General features: G+C 54.9%; 14 protein-coding genes. 3 read left to right on the top strand and 11 right to left on the bottom strand.

What is annotated here, in order from left to right; all coding sequences use genetic code 11:
• Positions 1–15 precede the first annotated feature (15 nt).
• Entirely contained in the window at positions 16–2,046 is a 2,031-nt protein-coding gene (locus tag QN378_RS05900) for a hybrid sensor histidine kinase/response regulator (RefSeq protein ID WP_323546246.1), read from the bottom strand.
• A gap of 325 nt (positions 2,047–2,371) precedes the next feature.
• Between QN378_RS05900 and QN378_RS05905 the strand changes: the two genes are divergently transcribed.
• Positions 2,372–3,184 carry a crotonase/enoyl-CoA hydratase family protein gene (locus QN378_RS05905; RefSeq protein WP_322203336.1) on the top strand — a complete coding sequence of 271 codons (813 nt, stop codon included), beginning with the start codon at positions 2,372–2,374 and terminating at the stop codon, positions 3,182–3,184.
• Between the two features lie 59 nt (positions 3,185–3,243).
• Positions 3,244–4,071, top strand: coding sequence for an NAD(+) diphosphatase (gene nudC / locus QN378_RS05910; protein ID WP_322203338.1), 828 nt, complete (start codon positions 3,244–3,246; stop codon positions 4,069–4,071).
• Here the strand turns inward: nudC and QN378_RS05915 are convergent.
• The 6 genes from QN378_RS05915 to QN378_RS05940 form a co-directional block, all read right to left on the bottom strand.
• Positions 4,045–4,818, bottom strand: a complete 774-nt coding sequence (locus QN378_RS05915) for a TSUP family transporter (protein WP_322203340.1) — start codon at positions 4,816–4,818, stop codon at positions 4,045–4,047. The genes nudC and QN378_RS05915 overlap by 27 nt on opposite strands.
• Before the next feature lie 164 nt (positions 4,819–4,982).
• On the bottom strand, positions 4,983–6,128 hold the full coding sequence (locus tag QN378_RS05920) for a Gfo/Idh/MocA family oxidoreductase (RefSeq protein WP_322203342.1): 1,146 nt from the start codon (positions 6,126–6,128) through the stop codon (positions 4,983–4,985).
• Positions 6,129–6,251: 123 nt separating this feature from the next.
• Positions 6,252–7,019 (bottom strand): SDR family oxidoreductase, encoded by a 768-nt coding sequence (locus QN378_RS05925; RefSeq protein ID WP_322164589.1) that lies wholly within the window; start codon positions 7,017–7,019, stop codon positions 6,252–6,254.
• A 24-nt stretch (positions 7,020–7,043) separates the two neighbouring features.
• Complete coding sequence (locus tag QN378_RS05930) at positions 7,044–8,111, bottom strand: phosphotransferase family protein (RefSeq protein ID WP_323546242.1); 1,068 nt, start codon at positions 8,109–8,111, stop codon at positions 7,044–7,046.
• A gap of 197 nt (positions 8,112–8,308) precedes the next feature.
• A complete protein-coding gene (locus QN378_RS05935) occupies positions 8,309–8,623 on the bottom strand; it encodes an SCP2 sterol-binding domain-containing protein (RefSeq protein ID WP_323546240.1) in 315 nt (104 codons plus the stop codon).
• Between the two features lie 77 nt (positions 8,624–8,700).
• A complete protein-coding gene (locus QN378_RS05940) occupies positions 8,701–9,411 on the bottom strand; it encodes a histidine phosphatase family protein (RefSeq protein WP_323546237.1) in 711 nt (236 codons plus the stop codon).
• Between the two features lie 205 nt (positions 9,412–9,616).
• Between QN378_RS05940 and sohB the strand changes: the two genes are divergently transcribed.
• The gene (gene sohB, locus QN378_RS05945) at positions 9,617–10,639 is read left to right on the top strand and encodes a protease SohB (protein ID WP_322203351.1); all 1,023 of its coding nucleotides are present in this window, start codon (positions 9,617–9,619) and stop codon (positions 10,637–10,639) included.
• A gap of 105 nt (positions 10,640–10,744) precedes the next feature.
• Here sohB and QN378_RS05950 read toward each other — a convergent pair whose 3' ends face one another.
• From QN378_RS05950 to metH, 4 genes are all read right to left on the bottom strand, one after another.
• Positions 10,745–11,239, bottom strand: coding sequence for a DUF934 domain-containing protein (locus QN378_RS05950; protein ID WP_322164583.1), 495 nt, complete (start codon positions 11,237–11,239; stop codon positions 10,745–10,747).
• On the bottom strand, positions 11,223–12,881 hold the full coding sequence (locus tag QN378_RS05955) for a nitrite/sulfite reductase (RefSeq protein ID WP_322203353.1): 1,659 nt from the start codon (positions 12,879–12,881) through the stop codon (positions 11,223–11,225). The genes QN378_RS05950 and QN378_RS05955 overlap by 17 nt, the downstream gene beginning before the upstream one ends.
• Positions 12,882–13,335: 454 nt before the next feature.
• Positions 13,336–13,563: a DUF2970 domain-containing protein gene (locus QN378_RS05960; RefSeq protein ID WP_322203355.1), complete on the bottom strand. Its 228-nt coding sequence runs from the start codon at positions 13,561–13,563 to the stop codon at positions 13,336–13,338.
• Between the two features lie 150 nt (positions 13,564–13,713).
• On the bottom strand, positions 13,714–17,421 hold the full coding sequence (gene metH, locus QN378_RS05965) for a methionine synthase (protein ID WP_322203357.1): 3,708 nt from the start codon (positions 17,419–17,421) through the stop codon (positions 13,714–13,716).
• Between the last annotated feature and the right edge of the window lie 120 nt (positions 17,422–17,541).

Raw genomic sequence — 17,541 nt, forward strand, 5'->3', positions numbered from 1 at the left:
GCGATTTCCGGGCATTTACGCTTCGATCATCTCCCTTACCTTTGCTGTTAGGTGATCGAAGGCAAATGGCTTGGTAATCATCTGCATTCCTGAATCAAGAAATCCGGCACGCACGACGGCGCTTTCGGCGTAACCGCTGATGAACAGAACTTTTAAGGAAGGACGTAATTGGCGACCCACGTTGGCCAGTTGTCTTCCATTCATGCCTGGTAGGCCGACATCGCTGATCATTAAATCAATACGCTGGCCCGACTCAAGGATGGGCATTGCCGCGTCGGCACTTCCCGCGCATACATAGGCGTAACCTAAATCGCTGAGCACTTCGCCCACCAGTACTCGTACAGCGGGATCGTCCTCGACGATAAGAATGGTTTCACCGGCCTTGGCGTACGGTAAATTACTTTGGTAAATGATTTCATCATTTTCATCTTCGCCACGAAAACGCGGCAGGTAGAGGCGTACCGTAGTGCCTTCACCCACTTCGCTCTCAATAGCGACGTGGCCACGAGACTGTTTGCTGAACCCATAAATCATCGAAAGGCCTAAGCCAGTGCCTTGGCCAATAGGCTTAGTGGTGAAGAACGGATCAAATGCCCGGTTGATAATACTTTGTGGCATACCGCAGCCTGTGTCGCTGACACTTAATACTACATATTCCCCTGGTTGCAAATTTTGATGGGCATAGGTAAAGGTTGCGTCCAGACGCTGATTATAGGTGCTGACGATAAGCTGTCCGCCCTCAGGCATCGCATCGCGAGCATTCAAAACAAGGTTCAGCAGGGCGTTTTCCAATTGGTTTGGGTCGACCTCGGCGGTCCATAAGTGTGCGTCCAGCTGCATGTTCAGACAGATTGTCTTGCCCGAACTGCGGTGTATCAACTCGCTCATGGAGTTAACCAACTGATTTATGTGCACCGGCTTTGAATCAAGATACTGCCGACGGGAAAAGGCCAATAGGCGATGTGTCAACGCCGCAGCCCGGTTGGCGGAGGTCACCCCTAAGTCAATCAAGCTGTCCAAGTCTTGGGTCTGACCACGAGAAAGTCTTCTGCGCAGAAGTTCCAAGCTGCCAATGATTCCAGTAAGCATATTGTTGAAGTCGTGGGCAATACCGCCTGTAAGTTGGCCCACGGCTTCCATCTTTTGGGATTGACGCAGGGCTTCTTCATTGTGCCGAAGTTGTGCTGTGCGCTCCTCAACTTGCTGTTCAAGGGATTCATTAAGGCGGCGCAGTTGCTCCTCGGCACGTTTGCGCTCGCTGATATCCGACGTCACGCCAACAAACGAGTATATTTTGCCATCCTCTCGGCGAATCGCTCTGGCCCGGGCATCCACCCAATTCACCGAGCCGTCGGGCCAGACATTGCGGTATTGCGCAATGTAATCGTCCCCCGATCGCAGGCTGCTGTGCAGGGCCATCTGCATCGTCGACTGGTCTTCGACCAGCACCGAGCTTAGCCAGTCGTCAAATGTGAAGGCATCGTCCTCGTTTCGACCATGATGTGATTTGCTAATTTGCGAACAGTGAAATGTAAGGTCGTTAAGGTCCAATTGCCAGGAGCCCAAACGCCCCGCCTCAAGTGCATTTTGGAGACGCTGTTCACTGTCCAAAAGATCATCTATACGTGCTCGCGCTTGGTATTGCCGACGACGACCACGCAATGCGGTGCTCACCAGGCTTACTAGAGTGGCTGGGTAGAAAGGACGTTCAAGAAAAGTGACATTGCCCAAATGAGCACCGAGTAGGATCGAAGGATTGTGCTCCGGCCCGCCAGCGTGAGTCAGCAGCACAATAGGCAGGTCGGACCAAGACGGTTGTTGGTCCATCAGTGCGAGCAGCGCGTGTATGTTGACTCCGTAGAGCGCCTCATCTGCAATAATCGCTACACCGGCGCCAGCTGCTAATTCGCCAATCAAATTTGCCAGGTCAGCGGCAATGGTTACAGTAAAACCTGCCTGTTCAAGTAGCGTCAGCGCGAAATCGCTTTCCTGGTCTGTAGGAGCCAAAATGATCGCGCGCTCGGATAACGGCCCCTGACTAGTCACTCGCTGTCATCCTGTATTGATGCATTTAACGTATTCAAATCGCCCTCTCACGCCTTTGAAAAGATGCGCTCAGCTGGACTGAGCTTTCTTGGCTAGTTGCAATAGATGACATGGCATCCGAAGCTTTCACACGCTGGCTTAACTCTGGACCTCCCCCAAACACTGCCGTTCCAGCGTATGGACGATTTTTCATAAAAATACATTCAACTGGGTGTGTTCTGTCGTCTTGCAAATGGCGTAATCGCAACCTTACGATGGGTGGGGAAGGCTTGTTATAGTCAGACCACTGTTTAACTTCACATTGCTGTTTCCAAGGAGGACTGCCGTGTCCGATTACCAAGCGTTTCACGTCGAACTGATCGATAACATTGCTCATGTGCAAATCAATCGGCCGGAAAAAATCAATGCGATGAACGCTGCGTTTTGGGCAGAGATTATTGAAATTTTTCAATGGGTCGATGACACGGATGAGGTGCGCGTGGTGGTACTCAGCGGCGCAGGTAAACATTTCTCGTCCGGTATTGATCTGATGCTGCTGGCATCGGTGGCTTCAGAACTGGGCAAAGACGTTGGCCGTAATGCGCGCATGCTGCGGCGCAAAATTCTGCAAATGCAGGCCTCGTTTACCGCCGTTGATAACTGCCGTAAGCCAGTGCTGGCAGCTGTTCAAGGCTATTGCATCGGTGGAGCTATCGATTTGATTTCGGCCTGCGACATGCGTTACGCCGCCGAGGACGCGCAGTTCTCGATCAAGGAAATTGACATGGGCATGGCTGCTGATGTTGGCACCTTGCAGCGACTGCCGCGAATCATCGGCGACGGTATGTTGCGCGAATTGGCCTACACCGGGCGTATTATTGGCGCAGCAGAAGCGTGCCGCATCGGCTTGGTCAACCGTACCTTCGTTGACACGCCGAGCTTACTTGAGGGTGTACTGTCCATCGCTACGGAGATTGCCGGAAAATCACCAATCGCTGTCGCTGGTACCAAGGAGATGATTAGCTATATGCGTGACCATCGGATTGATGACGGTCTTGAGTACGTCGCGACGTGGAACGCCGCCATGCTGCAATCAGCAGACCTGCGCGTGGCGCTGGCGGCACACATGAGTAAGCAAAAAGCAGCCTTCGATAATTAGCTTGATATATAGCCCTTGATAAGTTGCCTTCGATGAATAGTAAGGGCCTGGAGATTTTCATGACACGTTGGACAACTGCCGTCCTGGATACCCAACTCAGTGGCGGTTGGGCCGTGGTCCACAGCCCAGAAGGTTTCCTGCGCGATGATAACGGCGCGATGTTTCCTCGGGAATGGCTCAAGCGGCAGGATCTTGCGGTGCTAAGTGAACATGGTATTGGTCATTTTGACGGTGAGCCGGTGTACCTGCTGGTGCTAAAAAGCTCCAACGACATTGTCGGCTGCACGTGGCTTGGGCTTCGTCAATTCATGCTCGAAGGTGACGTAGACGTTTATAAAAAACTCGGTTATGCAGCCCAGATCAGCACGTGGGCGCGGGAACACCGTTTTTGCGGCGGCTGCGGGTTGCCCATGCAGCAGGTGCAGGGTGAGCGCGCAATGTATTGCGAGCACTGTAACTTGCGCCATTATCCGCGCATCTCACCGAGCATGATCGTGTTGATCACCCGGGGTGATGAGATACTGCTAGCACGCTCACCGCGCTTTGTGACGGGGGTCTATAGCACGCTGGCAGGGTTTGCCGAGCCGGGTGAGTCGGTCGAGGATTGTGTGCGTCGCGAGGTCATGGAAGAAGTGCAACTTAAGATCAAGAACATCCAGTACATGGGCAGCCAATGCTGGCCGTTCCCGCATTCGATGATGCTTGGCTTCCATGCCGAATACGCCAGTGGCGACATCGTCGCGCAGGTCGATGAGATTGAGGATGCGCGCTGGTTTCACATTAACGATTTGCCACCGTTGCCGGCCAACCGCTCCATCGCGCGATACCTGATCGACTTATATCTTGCGCGTCGCACAGGTTCAGCTGAACCAGTGTTGCCAGGCTAGGCGCACGGTCAGTCCGAGTACTACAACTATGAACACTGGGCGGATAAATTTTGCACCGCCCTGAATCGCGGTTCGCGCACCGAAGAAGGCTCCGACCATCAATGACGAGCCCATGCACAGGCCGATCAACCAATCCACCTGACCTGAAAACATGAACACTGACAGGGCTGCGGCGTTGCTGACGAAATTCATACTCCTCGCTACACCGCTGGCTTTTACCAGGTCCAGCGGATAGAGCAGCAAGGAGCTGACGGTCCAGAATGCACCGGTCCCCGGCCCAGCAACACCGTCATAAAAGCCAAGACCCAAGCCTTGAGGCAGTTGCCATTTCTTTTTGATGGGTGCGTTGCTGTCCAGTGGCGCATTGGGAACTCCCCCGAACAACAGGTATAGGCCACAGCCAAAGACGATCACCGGCAGCATCTGATTGATCCATTCGGCTGGTAGGTAATGCGCGACGCCAGCGCCGATCAATGCCCCGACCGCCGTGCCCACCAGCGCGTGAATCCATTGTTTTGGATCAAACAGTTTGCGGCGAAAAAAAGTGTAGCTGGCCATGGCTGAGCCAAAGGTCGAGCTGAGCTTGTTAGTGCCTAACACTAAATGTGGTGGCAAGCCTGCGGTCATCAGTGCGGGCGTGGTCAGCAGACCGCCACCGCCTGCGATGGCATCAATGAAGCCTGCAACAAATGCAACGGCGGTAAGAACAGCGAGGGTGGTCAGGTCAACACTGAGAGCAAAAGGCATGGGAGTTCGGCTTATACGGCAGTTGGGCAGAATGGCTGCGCCAGAAGGCAGCCATCTTACCCTGAGAGTGAAGCGCGTTGGTGAGGCAAACCTACAGATGAATGCTTTTGAGGCGGTTTGCTACCGGATTTCGAATCGCAACACATTCTCCGGACCTGATCAGCCTACACCTCAGCAATCCTGACCCAACGCTCCTCCCGCGCTGCCAATCGAATTGCCGCTGCCAAACGCTCCACTTGCCAGGCTTCTTCAAAGTCCGGGCCTTCAGTGCCTCCATTGCAAACCGCTTGTATCAGTGCATGTACTTCGAGAGTTTTAAGTTCGTTGTAACCCAGTTGATGCCCAGGCGCGGGAGAAAACGCGGCGTAGCCAGGTAGCGAAGGTCCGGCAAGCACCCGTTGAAATCCGTCACTGCCTGAGCGACATACTTGCAATTCATTAAGTCGCTCCTGATCGAACGCGAGGGTGCCGCGGGTGCCGCTGATTTCGAACGCCAAATGGTTTTTGTAGCCATGCTTGAGCCAACTGCTGCTGAACGTACCACGTGCACCGTTGGCAAAGCGCAGCAACGCGTGAGTTTGATCATCTACCGCAATGAGACGTTTTTCTTGGCTACCGCTAGCCGCCGGGCGCTGGGTATGAACGGTCTGCGCGTCGGCGCACACCGCGTCGATATCGCCCAACAAATGGCGAGCCAATGCGAGCAGATGACTGCCCAAGTCGGCCAGTGCACCGCCTGCGTGAGCTGCTTCACAACGCCAAGACCAGGGGTTTACCGAATCGCCCATGAAGTCTTCGCTAAACTCGCCCTGGAAGCTGATGATGTCCCCCAGCTCGCCACTCTCAATCATCTGCCGGGCCAAGCCAATAATAGGATTGTGTTGGTAGTTGTAACCGACCCGCGTGACAACCCCAGCTTTCTTGGCTGCACGGCGCATGTCGTCAGCTTGGGTGAGGCTGATCGCCAGTGGCTTTTCGCAGTACACCGTTTTACCCGCCTCAAGCGCTGCCATCGCCATGGGGTAGTGCAGATGATTGGGCGTGGTAATCGCGACAAGGTGTACGTCAGGGTCATTGATAAGCTGTTGCCAGTCATTGTGCGCTTGGTAGAAGCCCCAATCATCGGCGCACTGTCCGGCACGTACGGCATCGGCATCAGCCAGTGCCGCCAAGCGAATTTTAACGGGCAGCGAGAATGCGGCGCTAACGTTACGGAAAGCCATGGCATGGGCGCGCCCCATAAACCCGGTACCAATCAATCCGATACCCAACACCGGCAGCGCTATTGGAGGTTGAGAAAGCTGACGCATGGCGATGGCCTCTGAGTTATTATGCGGAAAATATATTCTTTAATAACTAAATATGGAATATATATTCGTTATCTGGCTCAAAAAAAACAGCCCGAAGGCTGTTTTTCCGCTCTGACGAGCACCTCAGGAAAGGAAACCACCGTCCACGTTCAGTGAAACGCCGGTGGTGTAGCTGGACGCATCGCTGGCCAGGTAAAGCACTGCGCCCGCCATCTCACTGGGAGCCGCGACACGCTTGAGTGGGATCTGGGCCAAGGCCATGTTGAGGATGGCGTCGTTTTTTACCAGCGCCGATGCAAACTTGGTGTCGGTCAGTCCCGGCAGCAGTGCGTTGCAACGGATACCGAAGGCCGCGCATTCTTTTGCGAACACCTTGGTCATGTTGATCACTGCGGCCTTGGTCACCGAATAGATGCCTTGGAACACGCCGGGAGAAATACCATTGATGGAGGCCACGTTGATGATGCTGCCACCACCGTTTTCTCGCATCAATTTGCCGGCTTCCACTGACATGAAAAAGTAGCCGCGAATGTTCACGTCCACGGTTTTCTGGAAGGCGCTAAGGTCGGTGTCCAAGACGTTGCAGAATTGCGGGTTGGTGGCAGCGTTGTTGACCAAAATGTCCAAGCGCCCGAACTGTTCACGGATCTGCGCAAACACGCTCTGGATCTGTTCCATCTCGCCAATGTGGCAGGCAATCGCCGTCGCCTTGCCGCCGTCTGCAATAATCGCGTCGGCCACGTGCTGGCAACCGTCGATTTTGCGGCTGGAGACGATCACGTGGGCACCTTGCTGGGCCAATAGTTTGGCGATGGCTTCACCAATGCCACGGCTGGCACCGGAAACGAAAGCGATCTTGCCATCGAGGTCGAACAAGTGGGTCTTGGACATGTTTTCTTCCTTATTGTATCGCTATCAAAGGCTGGATTTATCGATGACTTGCAGGCTCATGTGCTCCAACAGCGTGTTCATATGAATGAACTGGGCGAAGCGTTTGTCTTGGGTCTGCCCATGAAAAAAGCGGTAGTAAATCTGCTGCACAATGCCCGCCAGACGAAACAGGCCATAGGTGTAGTAGAAGTCGAAATTATCGATCTGGATGCCTGATCGCTCGGCGTAATAATCGACAAACTCCCGTCGGGTCAACATCCCCGGCGCGTGGCTCGGCTGACGGCGCATTAACTGCACGGGCGCAGGGTCATTGGCTTCGATCCAATAGGCGAGGGTATTGCCCAAGTCCATAAGCGGATCACCGATGGTGGTCAGTTCCCAATCCAGTACGCCGATGATCTGCATCGGCTGGTCCGGATCTAGAATCACGTTATCGAAGCGATAGTCGTTGTGGACGATGCTGGAGACTGGGCTATTGGCCGGCATTTTTTCCTTGAGCCAGCTTCTGACGCTTTCCCAGCTCGGCGCATCGGGGGTCCGCGCTTTCTCATAGCGATCACTCCAACCGCTGATTTGCCGCTCGACATAACCCTGCGGCTTGCCAAGATCCGCCAGCCCGCATGCGGCGTAATCGACCTGATGCAATTCGACCAATTTATCGATGAAGTTTTTGCACAGCGCAGTGGTTTGCTGGGTATCGAAATTCAATTCCGGCGGCAGCTCGGAGCGAAGAATGATGCCCTTGACCCGCTCCATGACATAGAACTCCGAACCAATCAGCGTCTCGTCGGTGCAGTGGGCATAAGCCTTGGGGCAATACGGAAAGCCATCACTAAGCTGATTCAGGATGCGGTATTCGCGACCCATGTCGTGGGCTGATTTCGCCTTGCTGCCAAAGGGCGGGCGGCGCAGCACGAATTCCTGTTCCGGGTAGCGAATCAGGTAGGTCAGGTTTGAAGCGCCACCGGGAAACTGGCTGATTTCAGGCGAACCACTCAAGCCGGGGATATGGGCTTTGAGGTAAGGGTCGATGAGGCTGGCGTCGAGTTCTTCGCCAACGCGAATCTTGGTGGACTGATCAGTGAGCGCCATGCTTATCCCTTCTGCTTATTATTAGGGGCAGAGATTATTGACTAATCTAATGCGCCGTCCATTTGCTCACAAGGCTAAAACGGCCTTATAGGCCAGCGTGTTGCAGGCAAATCATTGGCTTTGATTACCGAGAAGCGACATCTATCAGGCGAAAAAAAACCGAAGCCCGCAAGCTTCGGTTTTTCCGAAAAGAACCCTTACGAAGGGAACAATTCGCTGAGCTTCATCGCCAACATCATGTCGCCTTCAGCGCGCAGCTTACCGCCCATGAACGCCTGCATGCCGTCGGTTTCGCCACTGACGATGCCGTCTAACGTTTCGCCGTCCATGACCAAGGTCACTTGCGCGTCAGGGTTTACGCCTTCTTTCAGTTCGCAGGTGCCGTCTTTGACAACCAATGAGAAATTCTTGTCTTCGTCGATACGAAAGCCAAAAACCAGGTCCAGGCCCGCAGCGGCACTTTGGTTGAACTTGGCTTTCATTGCTTGAACGGCGTCGGCTACGGAGGTCATTGTGTTTATCCTTTTTTGTGGGTCTGGCGAAACTTGGGGTTTGGGCCCAGCGAACTCAAGCTTTTGATTGCGCTGGGTTAGCGGTAGGTGATGAGCTCCGGGTTCTTCAACAACTGCAAATGCGTGTGGCTGTTGAACGACGCCAGAGCGACCTCACGACCACGAAACTTAAGCTGGTTGAGCGAGGTGTTGACGATTTGCCAATTGAGTTCAAAGGCCTGATGGACAGGGATTTGGGTGATCAAGTGGAGCAGGGCGGTAATAGTGCCGCCTGAAGTGAAAATCGCAATGCTGTCTTTGTTACCCGCGTTGTCCAGGACCCGGTTCAGACCCGACCGAGCCTGCTCAGCGAAACCGAGCCAGCTCTGCAGTCCTGGCGTGTCGTAGTTGCCGCTGTGCCAGCGACCCATGATCAAGGCAAATAAACGTTGGAATTCTGCGCGGTTTTGCGCAGCGTTTCGCAACACGTGCAGGGCTTCCGGTTCATCAGGCAACATGGCCGGTAACAAGGCGCGTATCACCGCATCGGCATCGAACTCATTAAAGGCCGAATCAATCTCCAGCGTTGGCGGGTTTTGCCCAGCCGCAGCCATTTGCGCCACGGCTGTTTGAGCTGTGTGTTGCTGTCGACGCAAGTCTCCGGACAGACAACGGTCAAAGCGCACGCCAAGCTGAGCCAGATGCGCGCCGAGGATTTCTGCCTGGTGAATACCGGTGGACGAAAGAACGTCGTAGTCGTCCGCACCAAAGGAGGCCTGGCCATGTCGAATAAGATAGATGCTGCCCACGTCCGCGTCTTCCCGGTGCGCTGAGGTTTGGCGAGGTTAGGAGGATGCTCAAAGACTGTCAATAAAAAAACATACGCTTGTTTGAATGAGATTCACGAGCCGCTGTTTGCCCCCTCAGAGACTGGTCGTCTGCGAAGCGCGCCGGTATGCTTGGACAATTGGTAGCCTCTGATTTTAAGGGGCGCAACGTTCTTGAGGAGAAACTGTGGATTTTCTAGCTGAATACGCGAGCTTTTTAGCGAAGACGGTGACCTTGGTGGTCGCCATTTTGATCGTGTTGGCGGCATTCGCCTCAGTGCGGAGCAAAGGCCGTCGTAAATCGGCTGGTCAGTTGCAGGTCAGTAAGCTCAATGACTTCTATAAAGCCTTGCGCGAGCGGCTCGAGCAGTCGCTTCTAGACAAGGACCGGCTCAAGGTTTTGCGCAAGGAGCAGGCCAAGGGCCTGAAGAAGCAGAAGAAGGTCGTTGAACCGAAACCACGGGTATACGTGCTGGACTTCGACGGAGACATCAAGGCCTCCGCTACTGAAAGTATGCGCCATGAAATCACCGCACTGCTGACCCTAGCCACCCCTAAGGATGAAGTGGTACTGCGCTTGGAAAGTGGCGGCGGCATGGTCCACAGCTACGGCTTGGCGTCGTCGCAGTTGGCGCGTATTCGTCAGGCGGGGATTCCGCTGACGATTTGCATTGATAAAGTGGCGGCCAGTGGCGGTTACATGATGGCGTGCATTGGCGACAAGATCATCAGCGCGCCCTTTGCCATCCTTGGATCGATTGGTGTTGTCGCGCAGTTGCCTAACGTCAATCGTCTGTTGAAGAAGCACGATATCGACTTCGAAGTGCTGACCGCCGGTGAATATAAGCGCACGCTGACAGTGTTTGGCGAAAACACCGAGAAGGGCCGTGAGAAGTTTCAAGAAGAGCTGGACATCACTCACGAGCTGTTCAAGAACTTTGTTGCCCGCTACCGCCCGCAGTTGGCCATTGATGATGTGGCAACGGGAGAAGTCTGGCTCGGGATGGCTGCTATTGAGAAACAATTGGTGGACGAACTGAAGACCAGCGATGAGTACCTGTCAGAGCGCGCCAAAATCGCTGACGTGTTTCATCTTCATTATTCCGAGCGTAAGAGTCTTCAAGAACGGGTAGGGCTGGCGGCCAGTGCTTCAGTGGATCGTGTATTGACAACGTGGTGGAGCCGATTGACCCAGCAACGCTTCTGGTAACCATTGCCTGTGCCGACTCTGTGGGACCGAATTTATTCGGGAAGGCGTCGTATCAGACGCCGACGCGGTTGGATTTGAAATCCCATAGAGTGCCGCTATGATCGATCAGCGGCGCCGAAACAACGGCAATGGCTCATCAGTTGCCGCTTGGTAAGTCACCGAGAAATCCTTCAAACCCTCAAGGGCTTCGTACGGGTCTTTATCCGGGCGAATGGCAAAGGCATCAAAACCACAGCGGCGCATGTAGAACAACTGGTCGCGCAGCACGTCGCCAATGGCCCTCAACTCACCCTTGTAACCATAACGGTCACGCAGCAGACGGGCGTTGGAGAAGCTACGGCCGTCGGTAAACGCCGGGAAGTTCAGGGCAATGACCTGGAACTGATTGACGTCGTCACCTATGTGTTCGGCTTCTTCGTCGCTGTCCAGCCATACGCCAAGACCACCGTCGCGCGCTTTTAGGGCGTGACCGTGATCGAGCCATAAAGCCAAGGGCACGATCAGGTCGTCGCAATTGGACAACTCGTCCAACGTCGCGTCCTTGGGCAGCAGGTGCCAGGTCTCGTCGATGACTTCGTTGTTCTTAATGATTCGCTGCATAGACGCGCTCCTTGAAAGGGTCAATGCCAATACGCTGGAAGGTGTCGATGAAGCGCTCATCTTCGGTGCGTTTCTCAATGTAGACATCGATTAACTTCTCGATCACATCAGGCATGACTTCCTGAGCGAACGACGGGCCGAGGATCTTGCCCAGGTTCGCGTCACGGTTGCTGCTGCCACCGAGGGATACCTGGTAGAACTCTGCGCCTTTCTTGTCGACACCCAGGATGCCGATATGGCCGACATGGTGGTGACCACAGGCGTTCATGCAGCCTGAAATGTTCAGGTCCAACTCGCCGATGTCGAACAGGTAATCCAGATCGTCGAAACGGCGCTGGATGGATTCGGCAATCGGGATCGATTTGGCATTGGCCAGGGAGCAGAAATCGCCACCCGGGCAGCAAATGATGTCGGTCAGCAAGCCGATGTTCGGCGTCGCGAAACCTTGCTCGCGCAACTCACCCCACATGGCGAACAGTTGGCTTTGCTCAACGTCCGCCAGAATGATGTTTTGCTCATGGGACGTGCGCAGTTCACCGAAGCTGTAACGGTCAGCCAGGTCGGCAATGCCGTCGAGCTGTTTGTCGGTGATATCGCCTGGCGCGACGCCGGTAGGCTTAAGTGACAAGGTCACCGCAGCGTAGCCGGGCTTTTTATGCGCCTGAATGTTGCGTGAGCGCCAGCGTGCAAAACCTGGGTGATCAAGATCAAGCTGTGCCAGTTCGGCGGTTTGATCACTCAGCGCCTTGTACTCGGGGTCGATAAAATGTTTGGCGACGCGTTGCACTTCAGCTTCTGTCAGCGTGGTTTGGCCACCCTTAAGGTGGACCATCTCGGCGTCGACTCTTTCAGCGAAAACTTCCGGGGTCAGGGCTTTGACCAGGATCTTGATCCGCGCCTTGTATTTGTTATCACGACGACCATAGCGGTTGTACACCCGCAAGATAGCGTCGAGGTAGCTCAACAGGTCTTGCCATGGCAGGAACTCATTGATGAATGCACCCACCACTGGGGTACGGCCAAGGCCGCCGCCGACGAGAACTCGGAAACCCAATTCGCCTTCAGCGTTAAGCAACGGCTCAAGGCCAATGTCATGCACTTCAATCGCTACGCGATCACTGCGCGAGCCATTTAGGGCAATCTTGAATTTACGCGGCAGATAAGCGAATTCGGGGTGGAATGTAGTCCATTGCCTAATGATCTCGCACCAAGGGCGCGGATCCACCAGTTCATCGGCGGCGACACCCGCGAACTGGTCGGTGGTGACGTTTCGCAGGCAGTTGCCACTGGTCTGAATCGCGTGCATTTGCACGGTCGCGAGTTCAGCCAGAATTTCTGGCACGTCTTCCAGAGCTGGCCAGTTGAACTGAATGTTCTGCCGGGTACTGACGTGGGCATAACCCTTGTCATAGTCACGGGCAATTTTTGCCATCATTCGCATCTGGCGCGAAGTCAGCTGGCCATAAGGCACAGCGACCCGCAGCATCGGCGCGAAACGTTGAACGTAGAGGCCGTTCTGTAGGCGTAGCGGGCGAAACTCTTCTTCGCTCAGCTCTCCGGCCAGGTAGCGTCGGGTCTGATCCCGGAACTGCTTGACGCGGTCCTCGATGATCCGCTGATCGTACTCGTCATATACGTACATATAGGTCCTGTTCTCAGCTGCTTGCAGCAAATCCGCGCGCACGGCCGCGCACTCCAAACGGAGCCGGGGAAAGATAACAGTTTGCAGTTATGCGCAAAAGTGAAGTTTGAGTATATGCAAAGAACTAAACGAACTAATGAGCGATATATGTTTGGATAACCCTACTTGAGCGATCGCCAATGCTCGGCTTTACTGTGGGGGTGATCCCCGCGTTCTGATGGCAGAGTGCAGGTCACGCTTCATGCAATCACCCATAAAATTGAAAAGAGGCGATGCAATGAGCAACCGTGTCCGAATCGCAAAACCAGATAGCAAAGTAGATGCTTGGGCCATTCTCTTCATTATCATCCTGGTCGTTTCGACGGCCGTGTTTTGGGTGAGCCACCAGTAACTGCCAACCTGCGGCTGTCCGGCACGGGTGCCGGACAGTGCGTCATTTAGGCGTCGCAGACGTCTATCCCACTGCGAAGTGCAACACCAACTGCACGATGCCAAACAGCGTCAGCGCAAACACCCCTGTAAACAAAATCCCCAGCAGGACAAAATGGCTCGGCTTTCCATGGGTAAAGTCCCGTTCGCGATTTTTGCCACTTTGTACGCCAAAGGCGGCTGCCGTGACGCTCTGCAGCATTTGCCAGAGCGTCGGTGGTTTGCCCTTGGAGTGGTCTGGTGAGTCGTTCATACGTCCTCGCAGATTTGCTTGTCTAACCCAGTCCCTGTAGGCGCCAACACGTTGGCTCCTACGGTCGATTAAAGGGTAGGTAAGTGATGAGCGTAGGCCACAAATGAAAAACGACCCCGAAGGGCCGTTTTTATTCAGGCAAAAATACAATCAATTGTCATAACCCAGGTTCGGCGAAAGCCAGCGCTCAGTCATGCTCAAGTCCTGGCCTTTGCGCGCGGTATAGCTTTCGATCTGGTCCTTGTCGATTTTGCCGACCGCGAAGTATTGCGCTTGAGGGTGAGCGAAATACCAGCCGCTGACTGAAGCCGCAGGGAACATCGCGTAGCTTTCGGTCAGGAACACGCCGCTCAGCCCGGTCCGGCCATCGTCGCCACGGTCGAGCAAATCAAACAGCGTGCCTTTTTCAGTGTGGTCCGGGCACGCGGGGTAGCCTGGTGCGGGGCGAATGCCGACGTATTGCTCTTTGATGAGGTCTTCATTGGCCAGTTGCTCGTCCTTGGCGTAACCCCAATGGTTTTTCCGCACCTGCTGGTGCAGCCACTCGGCGCAGGCTTCGGCCAACCGGTCGGCCAAGGCCTTGACCATGATCGCGTTGTAGTCGTCGCCGGCATCCTGGTAAGCCTTGGAGACCTCTTCAGCGCCGATGCCGGCGGTGGTGATAAACCCACCGACATAATCGGTCACACCGCTGTCCTTGGGCGCGACAAAGTCGGCCAGGGAGAAGTTAGGCTTGCCGTCGGTCTTGATGATCTGTTGCCGCAGATGGTGCAGCTTGACCCGAGGCACGCCGTCATCGCCGTACAGCTCCAAATCATCGTCATCCACCTGATTAGCAGGCCAGAAGCCAAACACGGCCCGGGCGCTGATCAGCTTTTCGTCGATCAGTTTGCTCAGTAACTCTTTAGCATCGGCAAACAATGACGTCGCGGCTTCACCCACCACTTCGTCAGTGAGGATGCGCGGGTATTTGCCCGCAAGGTCCCATGAGATGAAGAACGGCGTCCAGTCGATGTACTCAGCCAGCACGTTGAGGTCTATATTTTCCAGTACCTTGATACCGGTGAACGTTGGTTTCACTGGTTGATAGGTTGACCAATCAAACTTCGGCTTCTTCGCCAGCGCTGCGCCATAGCTCAAGCGCTCAGTGCGCGAGCTGCGGGCGGCGGTGCGTTCCCGAACGTCAATGTACTCAAGCCGGGTTTTCTCGATGAAGGCTGGTTTCAGCTCCTTGGACAGCAACTGCGTGGCCACACCCACGGCGCGGGAGGCGTCGGTGACGTAGATCACGGCGTCGTTGCTGTATTTGGGCTCGATCTTCACCGCTGTGTGCGCTTTGGAGGTGGTCGCGCCGCCGATCATCAGTGGCAGGAAGAAGTTCTGCCGCTGCATTTCCCGCGCAACGTGAACCATTTCATCCAAGGACGGGGTGATCAGGCCTGACAAGCCGATGATGTCGCACTTGTGTTCTTTGGCGGCCAACAGAATTTTTTCGGCAGGCACCATTACCCCGAGGTCGACGATGTCGTAGCCATTGCAACCGAGGACCACGCCGACAATATTCTTGCCGATGTCATGTACGTCGCCCTTGACCGTGGCCATAAGAATTTTGCCCTTGGCCACCGGTTTGTCGCCTTTTTCCAGTTCAATAAACGGGATCAAGTGCGCAACGGCTTGTTTCATTACCCGCGCCGATTTCACCACCTGTGGCAGAAACATCTTCCCCGAGCCAAACAGATCGCCAACGATGTTCATTCCGGACATCAACGGGCCTTCGATCACTTCGATCGGGCGCTTGAACGACTGCCGCGACTCTTCTGTGTCTTCAACGATGTGCGTGGTGATGCCCTTGACCAGCGCATGCTCCAGGCGTTTGTTCACCGGCCAGCTGCGCCACTCTTCGGTTTCCGCTTCCTTGACACTGCCGTCGCCCCGGTACTTGTCGGCAATCGCGACCAGCGCGTCGGTGCCGTGAGGGGTGCGGTTGAGGACGACGTCTTCGACGATATCGCGCAGTTCGGTAGGGATCTGGTCGTAAATTTCCAGCTGCCCGGCGTTGACGATGCCCATGCTCAAGCCGTTGCGGATCGCGTACAGCAGGAACACCGAGTGAATCGCCTCACGCACTGGGTTGTTGCCCCGGAACGAGAATGACACGTTGGACACGCCGCCCGAGGTCAGGGCGTGGGGCAGGTGGTCGCGAATGTAAGCACAGGCGTTGATGAAATCGACGGCGTAGTTGTTGTGCTCTTCAATGCCGGTCGCGATGGCAAAGATGTTCGGGTCGAAAATAATGTCTTCCGGCGGGAAGCCCACGTCGTTGACCAGAATGTCGTAAGAACGCTTACAGATTTCTTTTTTGCGTTTCTCGGTATCGGCCTGGCCGTTCTCATCGAACGCCATGACGACCACGGCGGCGCCATAACGCTTGCACAGCTTGGCATGATGAATGAACTGCTCGACGCCTTCCTTCATGCTGATGGAGTTGACGATGCCCTTGCCCTGAATGCATTTCAGGCCGGCTTCGATCACTTCCCATTTTGAGGAGTCGATCATGATCGGGACGCGGGAGATGTCTGGCTCCCCGGCAATCAGATTGAGGAAGGTCACCATGGCCTTCTTCGAGTCGAGCATGCCCTCGTCCATGTTGATGTCGATCACCTGAGCGCCGGACTCAACCTGTTGCAACGCCACTTCCAGGGCTTCGGTGTAGTTATCTTCACGAATCAGTCGGGCAAAACGTGCGGAACCGGTGATATTGGTGCGTTCCCCGACGTTGATGAACAACGAGCTGCGATCAATGGTGAACGGTTCGAGCCCTGACAATCGACACGCTTTTGGGATGTCGGGAATAGGGCGTGGCGGATAATTGCTCACCGCATTGGCGATGGCCTTGATATGCGCGGGGGTAGTACCGCAACAGCCGCCAACAATGTTGAGAAAACCGCTCTGGGCAAACTCTTCGATAATCGCAGCGGTCTGGTTCGGCTCTTCATCGTACTCACCAAATGCATTAGGCAAACCTGCGTTTGGGTGAGCAGACACATACGTACCAGCCTTGTTCGATAGTTCTTCCAGATAGGGCCGCAAATCAGCGGCACCCAGCGCGCAGTTCAAGCCCACGGAGATGGGTTTGGCGTGGGCCACGGAGTTCCAGAATGCTTCAGTCGTTTGCCCGGACAAGGTACGGCCCGAGGCGTCGGTGATGGTTCCGGAAATCATGATCGGTAATTCAAAGCCGACGTCCTCGAACACACCCTGTACCGCGAAAATCGCCGCTTTGGCGTTCAGCGTGTCGAAAATCGTCTCGATCAAAATCAGGTCGGCGCCGCCTTCGATCAGCCCGAGGGTGGCTTCGGTGTAGTTTTCCACCAGTTCATCGAAGGTAACGTTGCGATAGCCTGGGTTATTGACGTCTGGCGACAGCGAGCAGGTGCGACTGGTCGGGCCTAGAACGCCGGCGACGAAACGAGGTTTATCCGGCGTCTCCAGGGTTTTTGCGTCAGCCACCTTGCGGGCGAGGCGGGCGCCTTCTACGTTCAACTCATAGACCAGCGCTTCCATGCCATAGTCGGCTTGGGACACTTGGGTCGCGTTAAACGTGTTGGTTTCAAGGATGTCCGCCCCTGCGTCAAGGTACGCTTTTTCAATAGCGCCAATCACGTCCGGACGACTGAGAATTAACAGGTCGTTGTTGCCTTTTACATCGCTCGGCCAATCGGCAAAGCGCTTGCCGCGGTAGTCTTCTTCTTCAAGCCGATAGCTTTGAATCATGGTGCCCATGCCGCCGTCGAGAATCAGAATGCGCTCTTTGAGGGCTTTTTGGAGAGCTGAAAGGCGAACGCTGCGATCGGACATAGGACTACCTGAAATAGGCTGATACAGAAGGTCGGGGATAATAGCAAACTTGCGCGCTTTTAGTGAGAGTCGCGGTTTTGCATGAATATTTCTCATGTTGAAATCGCCGGTTTGCAGAAA

The organism is Pseudomonas sp. 10S5, assembly GCF_035019745.1.
Classification (GTDB): Bacteria; Pseudomonadota; Gammaproteobacteria; order Pseudomonadales; family Pseudomonadaceae; genus Aquipseudomonas.

Excerpts from the sequence above, each read along its gene's own strand:
- nudC (WP_322203338.1), top strand. The coding sequence starts at position 3,244 with ATGACACGTTGGACAACTGCCGTCCTGGATACCCAACTCAGTGGCGGT.
- QN378_RS05915 (WP_322203340.1), bottom strand. The coding sequence starts at position 4,818 with ATGCCTTTTGCTCTCAGTGTTGACCTGACCACCCTCGCTGTTCTTACC.
- QN378_RS05920 (WP_322203342.1), bottom strand. The coding sequence starts at position 6,128 with ATGCGTCAGCTTTCTCAACCTCCAATAGCGCTGCCGGTGTTGGGTATC.
- QN378_RS05925 (WP_322164589.1), bottom strand. The coding sequence starts at position 7,019 with ATGTCCAAGACCCACTTGTTCGACCTCGATGGCAAGATCGCTTTCGTT.
- QN378_RS05930 (WP_323546242.1), bottom strand. The coding sequence starts at position 8,111 with ATGGCGCTCACTGATCAGTCCACCAAGATTCGCGTTGGCGAAGAACTC.
- QN378_RS05935 (WP_323546240.1), bottom strand. The coding sequence starts at position 8,623 with ATGACCTCCGTAGCCGACGCCGTTCAAGCAATGAAAGCCAAGTTCAAC.
- QN378_RS05950 (WP_322164583.1), bottom strand. The coding sequence starts at position 11,239 with ATGCAGCGAATCATTAAGAACAACGAAGTCATCGACGAGACCTGGCAC.
- QN378_RS05955 (WP_322203353.1), bottom strand. The coding sequence starts at position 12,881 with ATGTACGTATATGACGAGTACGATCAGCGGATCATCGAGGACCGCGTC.
- QN378_RS05960 (WP_322203355.1), bottom strand. The coding sequence starts at position 13,563 with ATGAACGACTCACCAGACCACTCCAAGGGCAAACCACCGACGCTCTGG.
- metH (WP_322203357.1), bottom strand. The coding sequence starts at position 17,421 with ATGTCCGATCGCAGCGTTCGCCTTTCAGCTCTCCAAAAAGCCCTCAAA.